Source organism: Atopobium sp. oral taxon 810 str. F0209 (genome assembly GCF_000466405.1).
Lineage (GTDB): Bacteria > Actinomycetota > Coriobacteriia > Coriobacteriales > Atopobiaceae > Olegusella.
In genome coordinates this window covers 77,741-90,554 of the sequence record NZ_KE952935.1, presented here as the reverse complement: position 1 = coordinate 90,554, position 12,814 = coordinate 77,741, and the positions used below count along the sequence as shown (strand labels likewise).

Below are 12,814 nucleotides of genomic sequence, written 5' to 3'. Positions count from 1 at the left end.
TGCCAATTTATGACCTTTTACCCTTACAAAATAAAAACATGGCAGTATTGAGCATCTGAGTGCCTAAAAGAAGTATTTAAAGGTAGAAATAAGTGGATTTTCTTTCCAGCCTGGAAGAAACCATAAATTAATGGAGTAATATAAAAGGGATGTTTCGACCCTGGAAGGGGGATTTGTGCCCACGAACAAGAAAAACGATACCACCAACAATTACGAAGCAACAGACATCAAAATTCTTGAAGGTCTTGAAGCTGTTCGCAAGCGTCCTGGTATGTATATTGGTACGACAAGTGCAGCTGGTCTTCACCATCTCGTTTGGGAGATTGTCGATAACTCTGTAGACGAGGCAATGGCTGGTTTTTGTAACAAAATTAAAGTTACCATTCATCCCGATAATTCAATTTCGGTTGAAGATAATGGTCGTGGTATTCCTGTTGCCAATCATCCCAAAAAACGTATGCCAACCCTCGAGGTTGTTTTGACCATTCTGCATGCGGGTGGCAAATTTGATAACAATGCCTACAAAGTTTCCGGTGGTCTGCATGGTGTAGGTATTTCTGTTGTTAACGCACTTTCTAAGCGTCTTGTTGCGCAGGTTAAGCGCGATGGTGGCATTTTTGAGATGGAATTTGCTCGTGGTAAGACCACCAAAAAGATGGAAAAAATAGGTAAGTCTAAGGCCACAGGTACTACTATTACGTTTTGGCCTGACGACATGATTTTTGAGACTACAACGTATAACTTTGATACCCTGCATGACCGTCTCCAAGAAACTGCATTCTTGAATAAAAATCTCAAGATCGTTTTGGTAGATGAGCGTGAATTAACTCCGCGTGTTGAGGAGTTTTGCTATGCCGGCGGTATCGTAGACTTTGTTAAGTACCTTAATAACGAGCAAAAAGTGCTTGAGAGATGTGCAACCCCTATTTATATCGAGGGTAAATCTGACCCAGATGCTCCTTTTAGTCAAAAAGGCGAGGTAGAAGTTGCGATTCAGTGGAATCAAGGCTATTCCGAGCACGTGATGAGTTTTGCAAATGACATTTTTACTGAAGAGGGTGGTATGCACCTTGAGGGCTTTAGAACTGCTCTCACAAAGGTAGTGAATGACTATGCACGCTCTCATAAGCTACTTAAAGAGAAGGATCCCAACCTTCAAGGTAACGACCTTCGGGAAGGCTTGACCGCTATTATTTCGGTAAAGCTTCCCGATCCGCAATTTGAAGGCCAAACCAAGGCAAAGCTTGGTAGTTCTTACATGCGCACCTTGACCAACAGAGTAGTTTCTCAAGGCATGGCTGAGTATCTTGAAGAACATCCAAATCAAGCAAAAGAGATCTTTAAAAAAGCCAATTCAGCTGCTAAGGGTCGAATGGCCGCTCAAAAGGCACGCCAGGCAACACGCCGCAAAGGTCTGCTTGAAAGCGCAAGCCTGCCAGGTAAACTTGCTGACTGTTCAGTGCGTGATGCTGAAATGACAGAACTTTTTATTGTCGAGGGCGATTCTGCAGGTGGTTCCGCCAAATCTGCGCGTGACCGTTCCATTCAAGCGGTTCTTCCTTTGCGCGGAAAAATTTTGAATGTAGAGCGTGTACAAGAGCATCGTGCCTTAAGTTCCGAGACAATTCAGTCTTTGATTACTGCAATTGGTACGGGCGTACCCCCTGAGTTTGATATTTCGAAGGCGCGCTATCATAAGATTGTCATCATGACGGACGCTGATGTTGACGGTGCACATATTCGTATTTTGCTGCTAACTTTCTTCTACCGCTTTATGCGACCTATGATTGATGCGGGCTATATCTATGTTGCTCAGCCGCCGCTCTATCAGCTTAAACCTAAGGGTAAAAAGCACGGCAAGTATATTTATACGGATGAAGAATTAGCACTTGAAGCAAGTAAGTTTGAGGATGCCAGTAGATATACTGTTCAGCGCTACAAGGGCTTAGGTGAGATGGACCCTGAGCAGCTTTGGATAACCACTATGGATCCTAAAAATCGCATTTTGCTGAAGGTAACTATCGAAGATGGTATGGCAGCCGAGCGTGCAGTTGCCGAGCTTATGGGTACCCAAGTAGAAAAGCGTAAGGACTTTATCCAGACGCATGCAAAGGATGTAAGGTTCCTCGACATCTAATGCACGACTAGTTGATAGAACCACACACCCATGCACGCCTGATAGAAAGGCCTAGGTTTTATGGCAGATGATCACAACACTCCTCCTGAGGACGACTTCGTCGATTTGACCAACGACGATTCTTATGAGGATGAAAATATTGAAGAAACCGAAGAGAACGATGAGGATGTCGATCTCGTAGAGGATTATGACGAAGACAATCCATCTGCGACCCCAACTCTTGGTGGGGGAGCAGGTCTTGATCACACCATCTCTGATGAGGCGGGTACACGCCTCTCTTTAGTAGATATTCATGGTGGCACACTCAAACCCGCTGATATGGCTACCGAGATGAAAGCATCGTTTCTTGAGTATTCGATGTCAGTTATCGTTGCTCGTGCTCTTCCTGATGTTCGAGATGGTTTAAAGCCCGTTCAGCGCCGTATCCTCTACGCTATGAACGAAGCACATATTGTGCCTTCCCGTCCTCATAAAAAGTCCGCTTGGACTGTCGGTGAGGTTATGGGTAAATATCATCCCCATGGAGACTCCTCAATTTATGATGCAATGGTGCGTCTCGCTCAGGACTTCTCTATGCGTCTGCAATTGGTAGATGGTCACGGTAACTTTGGTTCTATTGACGGCGATCCCCCCGCAGCAATGCGTTATACCGAGAGTCGCCTTACGTATGCCGCGATGGAAATGTTGCGCGACATGGATAAGGAAACTGTTGACTCTCAGCCTAACTATGATGAGTCACTGCAAGAGCCTGCAGTTTTGCCTGCTCGTTTCCCTAACCTTTTGGTAAACGGTAGTCAAGGTATTGCTGTTGGTATGGCTACCAATGTTCCTCCTCATAATCTTGCAGAGGTTACCAATGCTGTCTGCATGATGATTGATAACCCTAATGTAAGCACTGATGAGCTCATGACGGTGTTGCCAGGTCCTGACTTCCCCACAGGCGGTACCATCATGGGCACTGATGGTATTCATGATGCATATGAAACTGGTCGAGGAACAATTACTGTTCGTGCCAAGGTTCATGTTGAGCAACGCAAAAATGGTCGACAGCGCCTGGTAGTAACTGAGATTCCTTATCAGGTAAACAAAGGCACACTTCAGGAGCGTATTGCCCAGCAGGTTAATGAAAAGCGTATTGAGGGTATTTCTGATATGCGCGACGAGTCCAACCGCAAGGGTATGCGTATTGTTCTTGATCTCAAAAATGGTGCCGTGCCTCAGGTTGTCCTCAATAACCTTTACAAGCGCACCCAGCTGCAATCAAACTTCAATGTCATCAACATCGCGCTGGTAGATGGTGTACCTCGTACACTGACCCTGCGTCAGATTATTGGTCATTATATTGACCATCAAGTTGATGTGGTGACACGCAGAACTGAGTATGACCTTGCAAAGGCTCGCAAAGATTTGCATATTCGTGAGGGTCTACTTGTTGCGGTTGATAATATCGATGAGATTGTTCATATCATCCGTAGCTCTCATGACGACGCAGAAGCCAAGTCTCGTATGCACGAGCGTTTTGGTATTGATGAGCTTCAAGCAGAAGCAATTCTTCAAATGCGTCTTCGCCGCCTGACAGGTCTTGCGCGTGAGGAGCTTGTTGCACAGATTGAGGAGCTTCGTAGTCGTATTGCTTACTTTGAAGATCTGCTTGCCCATCATGACAAGATTTTGGGCGTTATCAAAGACGAACTACGTCAGATTTCTGATCGTTTCTCTGATAAACGTCGTACTCAGATTTCTAAGGTAGGCGCCCAGGATCTTGATGTTGAGGACCTTATTGCCGAAGAGGATATGGTTGTTACCGTTACTCATGGTAGCTACATCAAACGTTTGCCTGTAGCAACCTATCGTAGTCAAAAGCGTGGTGGTAAGGGTATTCAGGGTTTGTCGCTCAAAGAAAGCGACTTCGTTGAGGATATGTTTGTTGCCTCGACCCATGATTATGTGATGTTCTTTACCAACAAGGGTAAGGTGTACCGCTTTAAGGTTCATGAACTACCTATTGGCTCGCGTCAGGCACGTGGCTCTGCTTTGGCAAATGTTATTACATCTTTGTCTGAGGGCGAACGTCTGTCGGCTGTTATGGTCTGTCGAGAGTTCCCCTCTGATGAGTATCTGATGTTTGCAACAAAGTCAGGTATGGTCAAAAAGACTGCCATGAGTGCTTATGACAACAGTCGACGTGACGGTCTGATTGCTATTAACCTGAAGGATGGCGACGAGCTGGTGAGCGTCCGTCGTGTCCGTAAGGGTGAGTTGGTAATTCTTACCTCTGACCTTGGTAAAACCATTGTTTTTGATGAGGATATAGTTCGTCCTACTGGTCGTGCGAGCGCTGGTGTAAAGGGTATTACTCTGCGTGGAGAAGCCAAAGTACTCGGCATGGAAATCTCCAACGGCCAAGGTGACCTCTTTGTTATCACTGAGAAGGGTTATGGTAAACGTACACCGATCAAGGAGTACCCGCTCCACAACCGTGGTGGCCAAGGTGTCTTTACCATCTCAATGAACGCTAAGAAGGGTGCCCTTGTGGGTTGCCGTGTAGTAGGCCCTCAGCACGAGCTGATGATTGTGACGGAAGCCGGCGTAATGATTCGCGTCAAGGCGACAGATGTTTCGCGTCTGGGTCGTGCAACTACTGGCGTGAAGGTTATGAACCTGAGTGAAGGTGATCGCATTTCTGCTGTAGCCCGTATGGTTGCTCATAAGAAAAAGGCAGCTCGTGCTGCGGTAGCAGGACAGGGTACACTCGATTTAGCGGCAGCTGGTGCACGTGATGCTGACGATGAAGAACCAGTCGACATTGGCGGCGAAGAGCAGCTTAACGAGGATCTTCTTGACGACGAAGAATAAGCTTTGAAGGGTGTCAATTTGGCACCCTTTTTTATTGTTCTTATAGTTTGTAATATATAGGGTAGAACCCGCCTTTCGGGCACGAGCGACGTTAGGCGGGTTCTTTGTAAAAAATAACAGCTTGGGACAGCTAATTTACAAACGTGCAGCAACGAATTTGCAAAAGTGTTTCAAGCTGTTTCTTTTTACTGAGTGAAGAAGTTTTTACTCATTGAAATCGTCAGCAGAGAGACTTTCAACAAAGTCGTGGAATTCTTCGAGCTCACGAGATTTTTCTTCTTTTTCTACTGCGTCAAAATCAGGTATTGTTGCTGTAGCAAGCACCGAATCATCCGCATAGATAGGCACTCCAGCACGTACAGCCAAAGCAATTGCATCAGAAGGACGACTGTCCACGTCAAAAGTTTGGCCGTTATGGTCACGCAACATGAGATTTGCAAAAAAGGTAGTTCCCTGAACGGCAACAATAGCGACCCCTACCAGCTCTGCTTCTAAGCGATCAATTACAGAAAGCATAAGGTCGTGGGTCTTGGGACGCTGTTCATGAGCTGAAACACCCATAGAAATGGAAGTAGCTTCAACCACACCAATACGTATAGGCAGCTCAGTAGCAAGACCCTCAGAGGGTTTGCGTGGTGCTAGAGTTACCAACGAGGCGATGGGGCCGCCACCGACAACAATTGCCTTTATGTCCATACGAATTAACACGCGAATTCCCTTCTATTGACCGGTTATGGTACCCCATGAGAAGAAGTTCAAAAATAGTTCATATTCAAAATTAATCTAAGGTGAAATGTAATTTCTTGTTGACAGGGGCCTGTAGCTGTAATAGGATACATTCTTGCGTTGGGCCCGTAGCTCAGTTGGTCAGAGCGTCCGGCTGATAACCGGGAGGTCACAAGTTCGAACCTTGTCGGGCCCACCACTCTTTCGTCAATAATCGCCCCAATGATAGCCGAGTCGCCGTTGGGGCGATTATTAGCCGGGGACATAGCTCAGCTGGGAGAGCGCGGGCTTTGCAAGCCTGAGGTCGTGGGTTCGAACCCCATTGTCTCCACCACAAGTAACAGGTCAGAGTTTCGGCTCTGGCCTTTTTTCTTGTTTAAGTGAGTGATACGGAGTGATAGATAATCCACCATCTAGGCCAGAAGCCACGTTTCATTTCACACCGAGTGCCAAACGCCACATTCCATTTCATGTCAGGTACCAAAAGCCACACTCTGTTTCACACCAGATGCCAAACGCCACGTTCTACTTCACTTTTTTTGCCAAAAGCCACATATCTCTTCATGCGCAAAAAATCTACCTGCGCAAACGTGAAGGACATTGAAGAGATCTGTGGCTTTTGACATTTTTTCTGAAACAGAACGTGGCTTTTGGCAAGCAAAGCCGCGCTGCTTGAAACAAGGTGTGGCGTTTGACATGTGATCTGCGATCACGGAAGTAGATCAAGCATTTAGGAGAACCAAGCAACACTTTTTATCAATCTAAGTCAGAAACTTAGCCATCAGATGCGTCTGGCGCTTTTTTGTGGTCAAGAAGTGCATGTTGTTTATAGCTGCACGTACTTTGTTCAAGTGCGCTACCATCGCAAAGAAGCTTTAGGTTCAAAGAAAAGATGTGCATGACTCGTTTTAACAATAACAATCGCCGCGACGGCATCTCAGCTGAGACAGACAATCTTTCGTCTGAGCTTTTTGGTGATGCGCTAGATCTTCTTGCCTTAGGCGAGGAAATGGGTGTCCTGCTTGTTATAGAAGACGACCAAGGCAATATTGCGAGCTATGAACTTGCCGATGATGGCCCGGAAGCTTTAATTGACGAGGCTTATACGCGCGTCAAAGAAATTAATCACCATGGAGGAGATAAAGAAGCTGGACTTGGCATGCCTGTTCGTTATGCCATTGTCTATGAGGGCGCAATTGCTGCTGACGACGACAGCTATCAAGATGCTTTACTTCTAGAATTTGGTGAAAAAGGTTATAAAAGCTATTCGGCCTATAGTTACGTAAAGGGGCGGGGAAAAGGCAATGGTTTTCAGTGGACCGAGCCTGCTCCTGCTGGTGAAGTTGAACCCTTGCTGTAGCTTTTATTTGGGCATCTGCCCGACATTCCAATGTAATGTGCCGCTTTGCGGCCGTCCTGATAGATGGGATAGTTATGCTTCAAGAATCCATCCGCAATATTGCAATTATCGCCCACGTTGACCACGGAAAGACTACCTTAGTTGACCAGCTGCTTAAAGCAAGTGGTGCATTTCGTGAAAACCAACAGGTAGAAGAGAGGGTTCTTGACTCCAATGACCAGGAACGCGAACGCGGTATCACTATCTTGGCCAAGAATATTTCCATTGATTACAAAGACGTCAAAATCAATGTTATTGATACTCCAGGACATGCTGACTTTGGTGGTGAAGTAGAGCGTGTACTCAAGATGGCAGACGGAGCTCTCTTGCTTGTTGATGCCGCAGAAGGTCCTATGCCGCAGACACGTTTTGTACTGCGTCATGCCATTGATGCGGGTCTTGCTGTGATGGTTGTTATCAATAAGATTGACCGCGATGGAGCAAATCCTGAGAATGCCTTGAATGCGTGCCTCGACTTGATGATGGATTTAGGTGCAAGCGACGATCAGCTTGAGTTTGCGATGGAACACGTGGTGTACTGCTCGGCAGTGAATGGCTTTGCTCGTCTGGATCCTGATGATGGTAATGATGATATGTTGCCGCTGTTGGACATGATTGTTGACTCTTTGCCCGCACCTGATGTTGATCCTGCTGGCTCACTAGCAATGCAATGCGTTACCATTGATCACTCTGAGTATGTTGGTCGTATTGGCATTGGTCGTGTGTATTCCGGAACCATTCACGACGGTGACAAAATACTTGTCGTCAAAAATGATGGCTCGCGAGCTATGGCTCAAATCAAGCAGCTGTTCACCTTTGACTATCTCGGTCGCAAAGAATGCAATGAAGTTGTCGCAGGCGATATCGGTGCTGTAGTGGGTATTGATTCGACTGATATTGGTGATGTGTACACCGATCCCGAAAATCCTGTTGAACTTGATCCCATTGAAATTGATCCCCCTACGCTTTCCATTGTGTTTGAAGCGTCTACCTCGCCTTTGGTAGGTCGCGATGGCGATATTGTTGGTGGTCGTCAGCTTAAAGAACGTTTGATGGCAGAAGCTGAAAATAATGTCACCATGCGTATCGAAGAGTTGCCTGACAAAACTGGTGTTGAGGTTGCAGGGCGCGGTATTCTTCACCTTTCGGTACTCATGGAGTCAATGCGTCGCGAGGGCTTTGAGTTTCAGGTGGGTCGTCCGCGTGTTTTGTTCAAAAAAGGCGTCGACGGTGAGCGTCTAGAGCCTATTGAGCAGGCAGTTGTTGAATGCCCAGGTGAGTTTGCTGGTAAGGTCATTGAGGTGTTTGGCAACAGTGGCGGCACGATGACCAGTATGGAAGCGGGTAATACCCAGACGCATTTGGAGTTCACCATTCCTACGCGTGGCATTATGGGTCTTAAGAACCGAATTATGAATGTCACTCATGGCGATGCGGTCTTTTATCACACCTTCCTCGAGTATGGATCCTTTGTTGGCAACATTGGTAGCCGCGACAACGGTGCCATGATTTCAATGTCGACCGAAAAGGCCGTGGCTTACGCTTTGGGTACCTTGCAGGAGCGTGGCAGTCTCTTCGTTGAACCAGGTACCGAATGCTATGAAGGCATGCTGGTGGGTGAGCGCAGTCGTCCGGGTGACATGGTGGTCAATATTGCTCGCACTAAAAACCTTGGCAACCAACGCTCCTCGACAGCTGATATTTCCGTGCAACTCACTCCTCCCAAGACCTTCTCTTTGGAAGAAGCGTTGGAGTACATCATGGATGACGAACTCGTTGAGGTTACGCCCAAACATATTCGTATGCGCAAGCGCATTCTCAACGATACTGACCGTCGTAAATGGGCTGTTCGTCACGGCATGGTCAAGAAGTAAGCTTTGTTGTGCTCGGTAAGTTTTGCTTGGCTTACCTCTTTATAGCCACCTAGGAGATATGCTTCCTGAATCTGCTCTTATAACTTTGTAGGCAGTTCAGGAGGCATCTTGCTATCTGTGTTTTTTGCAACGGGTTCAAGGTGCGCTTTTGCCTACGCTTATCCCTACAGGCGGTTCAATAAGCACCCTTTTTCCCACATCGGGTTCAAAATGTGCCCTTACGCCAATTTTTATCTGGGGTTTCTCGAGTCGTTTGGTACGGTTTTGAACCGTCTGCATTAAATGGAAGACAACGGGTTCATAAAGCACCCTCAGTAAAAAATTGAGCAGCACTTTTGTGGAAGCAGAGCGACGCTTTTGAACCGTTTGTGGGAGTCGGGGACGATGCGGCCGTTTGTGAAAGGCTTGCGACGACGGTTTTGAACCGTCTGCGGAGAGTGGAGACACTACAAGACTATCTCACTGTCTATGGCTACCAGGTTTTTTAATAATGGTTTCGGCGCGACGACGGCCTTCATTGCTGGCAGTGGTATAAACCACACGAATAGCTCTGCTTGCCCGAGGACTGAGATCGATGTTGTCGGGGGAAAGAACGTTATATTTTAAAGACCAACGGCGCATTGCAACCATAATAAAGACGGAAATAATCAATGCCCAGAGTTTGCGTACTCCAAACATGCAAACCATGCTGTAGTAGAGTGCTCCTCCTACAACCGAGCAGATTGCATAGAGGTTGGAGCGACGGAAAATCTGGGGTACTTCCCCCAAAAAGACATCGCGCAGCATACCGCCGCCCACAGCTGTGATAGTGCCAAGCAAGATAGCTGCAGCTCCGCTTGTGTGAAACACGATTGCCTTGTCAGCGCCAGCAACTGCAAAGAGGGATACCGACATAATATCGACCCACTCGTAAAGGCGAGAAAAACGTTTGGTAGCTCCAGGGAAGAAAAACCCAATCAAACCAGTCAGTACTGCCATAGGGATAGCGTAAGGAGAGTCCATCATGTAGACACTGCCTTTTTGGAGGATAGTGTCACGGATTAATCCTCCGCCAAGACCGCAAATCATAGCAAGACCAACATAGCCTACAAGGTCAAGTTTGCGCTGTCGGGCGGCAAAAACGCCTGCAAGGGCACCTACGATAACTGCAGAGAGATCCAGCCATGTTGGCAAAGGCAAGGTAGAGACGTCCATGCCACCATAAGGAGTAAAGAAAAAATTAAGCACTGACGCCTCCCTTCACATCTGGTTTAAAAACTTTATCAGGTTTAGTCACAAAAATACCAAGGAAGGCAAAGCTTTTCTTGTGAGATATCAAGCTCATAACGTAGCAGCACAAATGGAGAAAAGCTACAAGATGACCTACGTTTTCAAGGTTTTATTTTGCTTTGCTCAAACTATCTGCAAAAATAAAAAATACAGATAGCGCAGACCAACGCTTTCTTGTATACTTTCCGTTGCACAATTTCTGGAGAGTTGTCCGAGTGGCCGAAGGAGCACGATTGGAAATCGTGTAGGCGCCTAAAGCGTCTCCAGGGTTCAAATCCCTGACTCTCCGCCAGATTATTCTTCGTGGCACCTGAGGGTGCCACGTCTATATCTGGAGAGGTGGCAGAGTGGCCGAATGCGGCGGTCTCGAAAACCGTTTACCCTTCGGGGTACGTGAGTTCGAATCTCACCCTCTCCGCCAGACGAGTCAGGTCGGCCGCAGTAGCGACCGACTTTTTATTTATGAGTCAAGGAGAAGAAATGACAGACGAAGGACACTACTACAAAAGGTCACTCGCACTACTTCGCCATGACCGTGGATGGATTAAACCTTTATTGGTAATGGCAGCGGCAAATTTTGTGCCTATTGCAGGGCCTCTGGGCTGTAATGGCTATGCTGTTGAATGGGCTCGTTTGGTTGCTTGGGGAGTAGATGCTGCACCAAAACAGCGAAAAGTCCGTGTAGGCGAGTGCATCTCTGCAGGTTGGCGCGCCTTTGTTGGAGCCCTTTGGGTAGGTCTTTCGGTATATGCGCTCAATCTGCTGTTTACTTCAGTGTTTAAGGGTGGAGCTGTTACCAGCACATTTAGCATACTCTTGAGCTTTATCGCATCTTTTTTGGTTCCTGTTGCAGCGTTACATGCCACCATCTATCACGACTTTAAGGCAGGGTGGCAAATCAAAAGGATTTGGTCATTAATTAAAGCAGACCACAAAGGCGCCTTGCACCTTATCCGGCTTTACATAGTGCTTCAACTGGTAGTTGGTCTGATTCTTTCCATTGTATGGATGGCGATTTTAATCCTTGTTGCAAGTCAACTGAGCGATAGCTATCTTATGCTGGCTTATAGTGATGTGCTGCATGATGTTACAGCTTCCTATATTTTGTACGCCGCAGCTGACATTCTTCGTCTAGTCGCCGCAAATGCTCTGCCTTGCGCGATAGCAGCCTTTATCAGTAGCCTAGGCTTTTCATTCACTCAGATGATTCAAACCTGTGCAACAGGGCTTTGGTTGCGCAAGTTTGATGTACCTACTTGGCAAGAAAGCAACAAGATTTTTGAAGAGAAGAATTAGCGTAGTAAAAGCTCATAACGCAGAGATATAGGGTATCTGTGAACTAAAACTTATGAAGCTTTTATGAGTGTAAAAAATCCTAAAAAGTATTTTATCCCCATTAGATTGGGTCAGTCACGCTTAGCGTTGCAAAACATAGTGATCTAGCTGGATAAACGCAAGCAGATTAAAGAATGCATCAGTTTAAGTCAGCTAGAGGGCAGAGACTATCCAAGCTAAATCCAAGTTGACGGGTTTATTTTCCGTGTGTGGGGAAGGTGTGGGATGTGCTTTGTCACAATTGTCCTGCTAGAGCGTCTGGGGCTGTGATACTATCAATCCTTGACCTTTCCTGCCTTGGCGGCACCTTCACTTGCCAAGGCCATATGTCCAGAGGAGGTGAAGAAATGAAGGCTTATGAACTGCTGTATTTTGTCGATCCCGCAGCAACTGAGGAGATTCGTGCAGGCGTCTCGAAGCGTATCGAGGTGGCTGTCACTACTGATGGCGGCGTGATTGACAGCGTCGAGGACTGGGGCAAGCGCAAGCTCGCCTATGAGATCGACGGCCTCACCGAGGGCGATTACATCCTTATCAATTTCCATGCTGACCCCACGCAGATTGCTGAGCTCGATCGAGTTCTGCGTATCAATGACAACGTGAAGCGTCACATGGTCATGCGTCGTCCCGACAAGGACTAAGCACCGACCAAACATGGAAGGACGAGGAGACTCGCAAGAGAGGTGGGAACAATGAGCATTAACAGGGTAATTATTACTGGCAACTTGACGCGTGATCCTGAGCTGCGTAGCACCAACAGTGGCACGCAGGTTTTGACCTTTGGCGTAGCTGTCAACGATCGTCGTCGTAATGCACAAGGCGAGTGGGAAGATAAAGCCAACTTTGTCGACTGCGTTATGTTTGGTAATCGTGCCCAGTCGCTTTCAAACTACCTCTACAAGGGTATGAAGGTTGCCATTGAAGGCAGGCTTAGCTACAGCTCCTGGGAGTCCAATGGTCAGCGTCGCAGCAAGCTGGAAGTTATTGTAGACGAGTTGGAATTCCTTTCCTCTCGCCAGAATACTCAGCAACAGGGTGGCTACCAACAGCAGCAGCCCCAAGCTCAGCCTCAACCTGCGCCGCGTTACTCGGCTCCTCAGCCGACGTACAATCAAGGTAGTTATGCCGCTCCCGCAGCTACACCCCAAACGACTCCCGCCCAGACGCCGCCTCCCAGCGACGTTTATGACGAGGATATACCGTTCTAGGAATTGAAAA

General features: G+C 47.2%; 9 protein-coding genes and 4 tRNA genes. 11 read left to right on the top strand and 2 right to left on the bottom strand.

Features of this window, described 5'->3' with window-relative positions:
* Positions 1-175: 175 nt before the first annotated feature.
* Together gyrB and gyrA are read left to right on the top strand one after the other, a co-directional pair.
* Positions 176-2,137 (top strand): DNA topoisomerase (ATP-hydrolyzing) subunit B, encoded by a 1,962-nt coding sequence (gyrB, locus tag HMPREF9069_RS01055; RefSeq protein ID WP_021625239.1) that lies wholly within the window; start codon positions 176-178, stop codon positions 2,135-2,137.
* Positions 2,138-2,197: 60 nt separating this feature from the next.
* Complete coding sequence (gene gyrA / locus HMPREF9069_RS01050) at positions 2,198-4,993, top strand: DNA gyrase subunit A (RefSeq protein ID WP_021625238.1); 2,796 nt, start codon at positions 2,198-2,200, stop codon at positions 4,991-4,993.
* Positions 4,994-5,197: 204 nt separating this feature from the next.
* Here the strand turns inward: gyrA and HMPREF9069_RS01045 are convergent, their stop codons facing one another.
* A complete protein-coding gene (locus HMPREF9069_RS01045) occupies positions 5,198-5,701 on the bottom strand; it encodes a bifunctional nuclease family protein (protein WP_232204013.1) in 504 nt (167 codons plus the stop codon).
* A gap of 140 nt (positions 5,702-5,841) precedes the next feature.
* Here HMPREF9069_RS01045 and HMPREF9069_RS01040 point away from each other — a divergent pair.
* From HMPREF9069_RS01040 to typA, 4 genes are all read left to right on the top strand, one after another.
* A tRNA-Ile gene (locus tag HMPREF9069_RS01040) sits at positions 5,842-5,918 on the top strand.
* Between the two features lie 59 nt (positions 5,919-5,977).
* Positions 5,978-6,053, top strand: a tRNA-Ala gene (locus tag HMPREF9069_RS01035).
* A 564-nt stretch (positions 6,054-6,617) separates the two neighbouring features.
* Positions 6,618-7,079 carry a hypothetical protein gene (locus HMPREF9069_RS01030; RefSeq protein ID WP_021625235.1) on the top strand — a complete coding sequence of 154 codons (462 nt, stop codon included), beginning with the start codon at positions 6,618-6,620 and terminating at the stop codon, positions 7,077-7,079.
* 74 nt (positions 7,080-7,153) lie between these two features.
* A complete protein-coding gene (typA, locus tag HMPREF9069_RS01025) occupies positions 7,154-8,992 on the top strand; it encodes a translational GTPase TypA (RefSeq protein WP_035437915.1) in 1,839 nt (612 codons plus the stop codon).
* A 459-nt stretch (positions 8,993-9,451) separates the two neighbouring features.
* Here the strand turns inward: typA and HMPREF9069_RS01020 are convergent, their stop codons facing one another.
* Positions 9,452-10,219 carry a trimeric intracellular cation channel family protein gene (locus tag HMPREF9069_RS01020; RefSeq protein WP_232204012.1) on the bottom strand — a complete coding sequence of 256 codons (768 nt, stop codon included), beginning with the start codon at positions 10,217-10,219 and terminating at the stop codon, positions 9,452-9,454.
* A gap of 243 nt (positions 10,220-10,462) precedes the next feature.
* Here HMPREF9069_RS01020 and HMPREF9069_RS01015 point away from each other — a divergent pair.
* The 5 genes from HMPREF9069_RS01015 to HMPREF9069_RS00995 all read left to right on the top strand — a co-directional run bounded on the left by HMPREF9069_RS01015 (position 10,463) and on the right by HMPREF9069_RS00995 (position 12,804).
* Positions 10,463-10,553, top strand: a tRNA-Ser gene (locus HMPREF9069_RS01015).
* A gap of 41 nt (positions 10,554-10,594) precedes the next feature.
* Positions 10,595-10,682: transfer RNA gene (locus HMPREF9069_RS01010), tRNA-Ser, on the top strand.
* Between the two features lie 59 nt (positions 10,683-10,741).
* Positions 10,742-11,557: a DUF4013 domain-containing protein gene (locus tag HMPREF9069_RS01005; protein WP_021625230.1), complete on the top strand. Its 816-nt coding sequence runs from the start codon at positions 10,742-10,744 to the stop codon at positions 11,555-11,557.
* 386 nt (positions 11,558-11,943) lie between these two features.
* The gene (rpsF, locus tag HMPREF9069_RS01000) at positions 11,944-12,237 is read left to right on the top strand and encodes a 30S ribosomal protein S6 (RefSeq protein WP_035437913.1); all 294 of its coding nucleotides are present in this window, start codon (positions 11,944-11,946) and stop codon (positions 12,235-12,237) included.
* A 51-nt stretch (positions 12,238-12,288) separates the two neighbouring features.
* A complete protein-coding gene (locus HMPREF9069_RS00995; protein ID WP_021625228.1) occupies positions 12,289-12,804 on the top strand; it encodes a single-stranded DNA-binding protein in 516 nt (171 codons plus the stop codon).
* The last annotated feature ends 10 nt before the right edge of the window (positions 12,805-12,814 follow it).

Excerpts from the sequence above, each read along its gene's own strand:
- HMPREF9069_RS00995 (WP_021625228.1), top strand. The coding sequence starts at position 12,289 with ATGAGCATTAACAGGGTAATTATTACTGGCAACTTGACGCGTGATCCT.
- rpsF (WP_035437913.1), top strand. The coding sequence starts at position 11,944 with ATGAAGGCTTATGAACTGCTGTATTTTGTCGATCCCGCAGCAACTGAG.
- HMPREF9069_RS01030 (WP_021625235.1), top strand. The coding sequence starts at position 6,618 with ATGACTCGTTTTAACAATAACAATCGCCGCGACGGCATCTCAGCTGAG.
- gyrA (WP_021625238.1), top strand. The coding sequence starts at position 2,198 with ATGGCAGATGATCACAACACTCCTCCTGAGGACGACTTCGTCGATTTG.
- HMPREF9069_RS01005 (WP_021625230.1), top strand. The coding sequence starts at position 10,742 with ATGACAGACGAAGGACACTACTACAAAAGGTCACTCGCACTACTTCGC.
- typA (WP_035437915.1), top strand. The coding sequence starts at position 7,154 with ATGCTTCAAGAATCCATCCGCAATATTGCAATTATCGCCCACGTTGAC.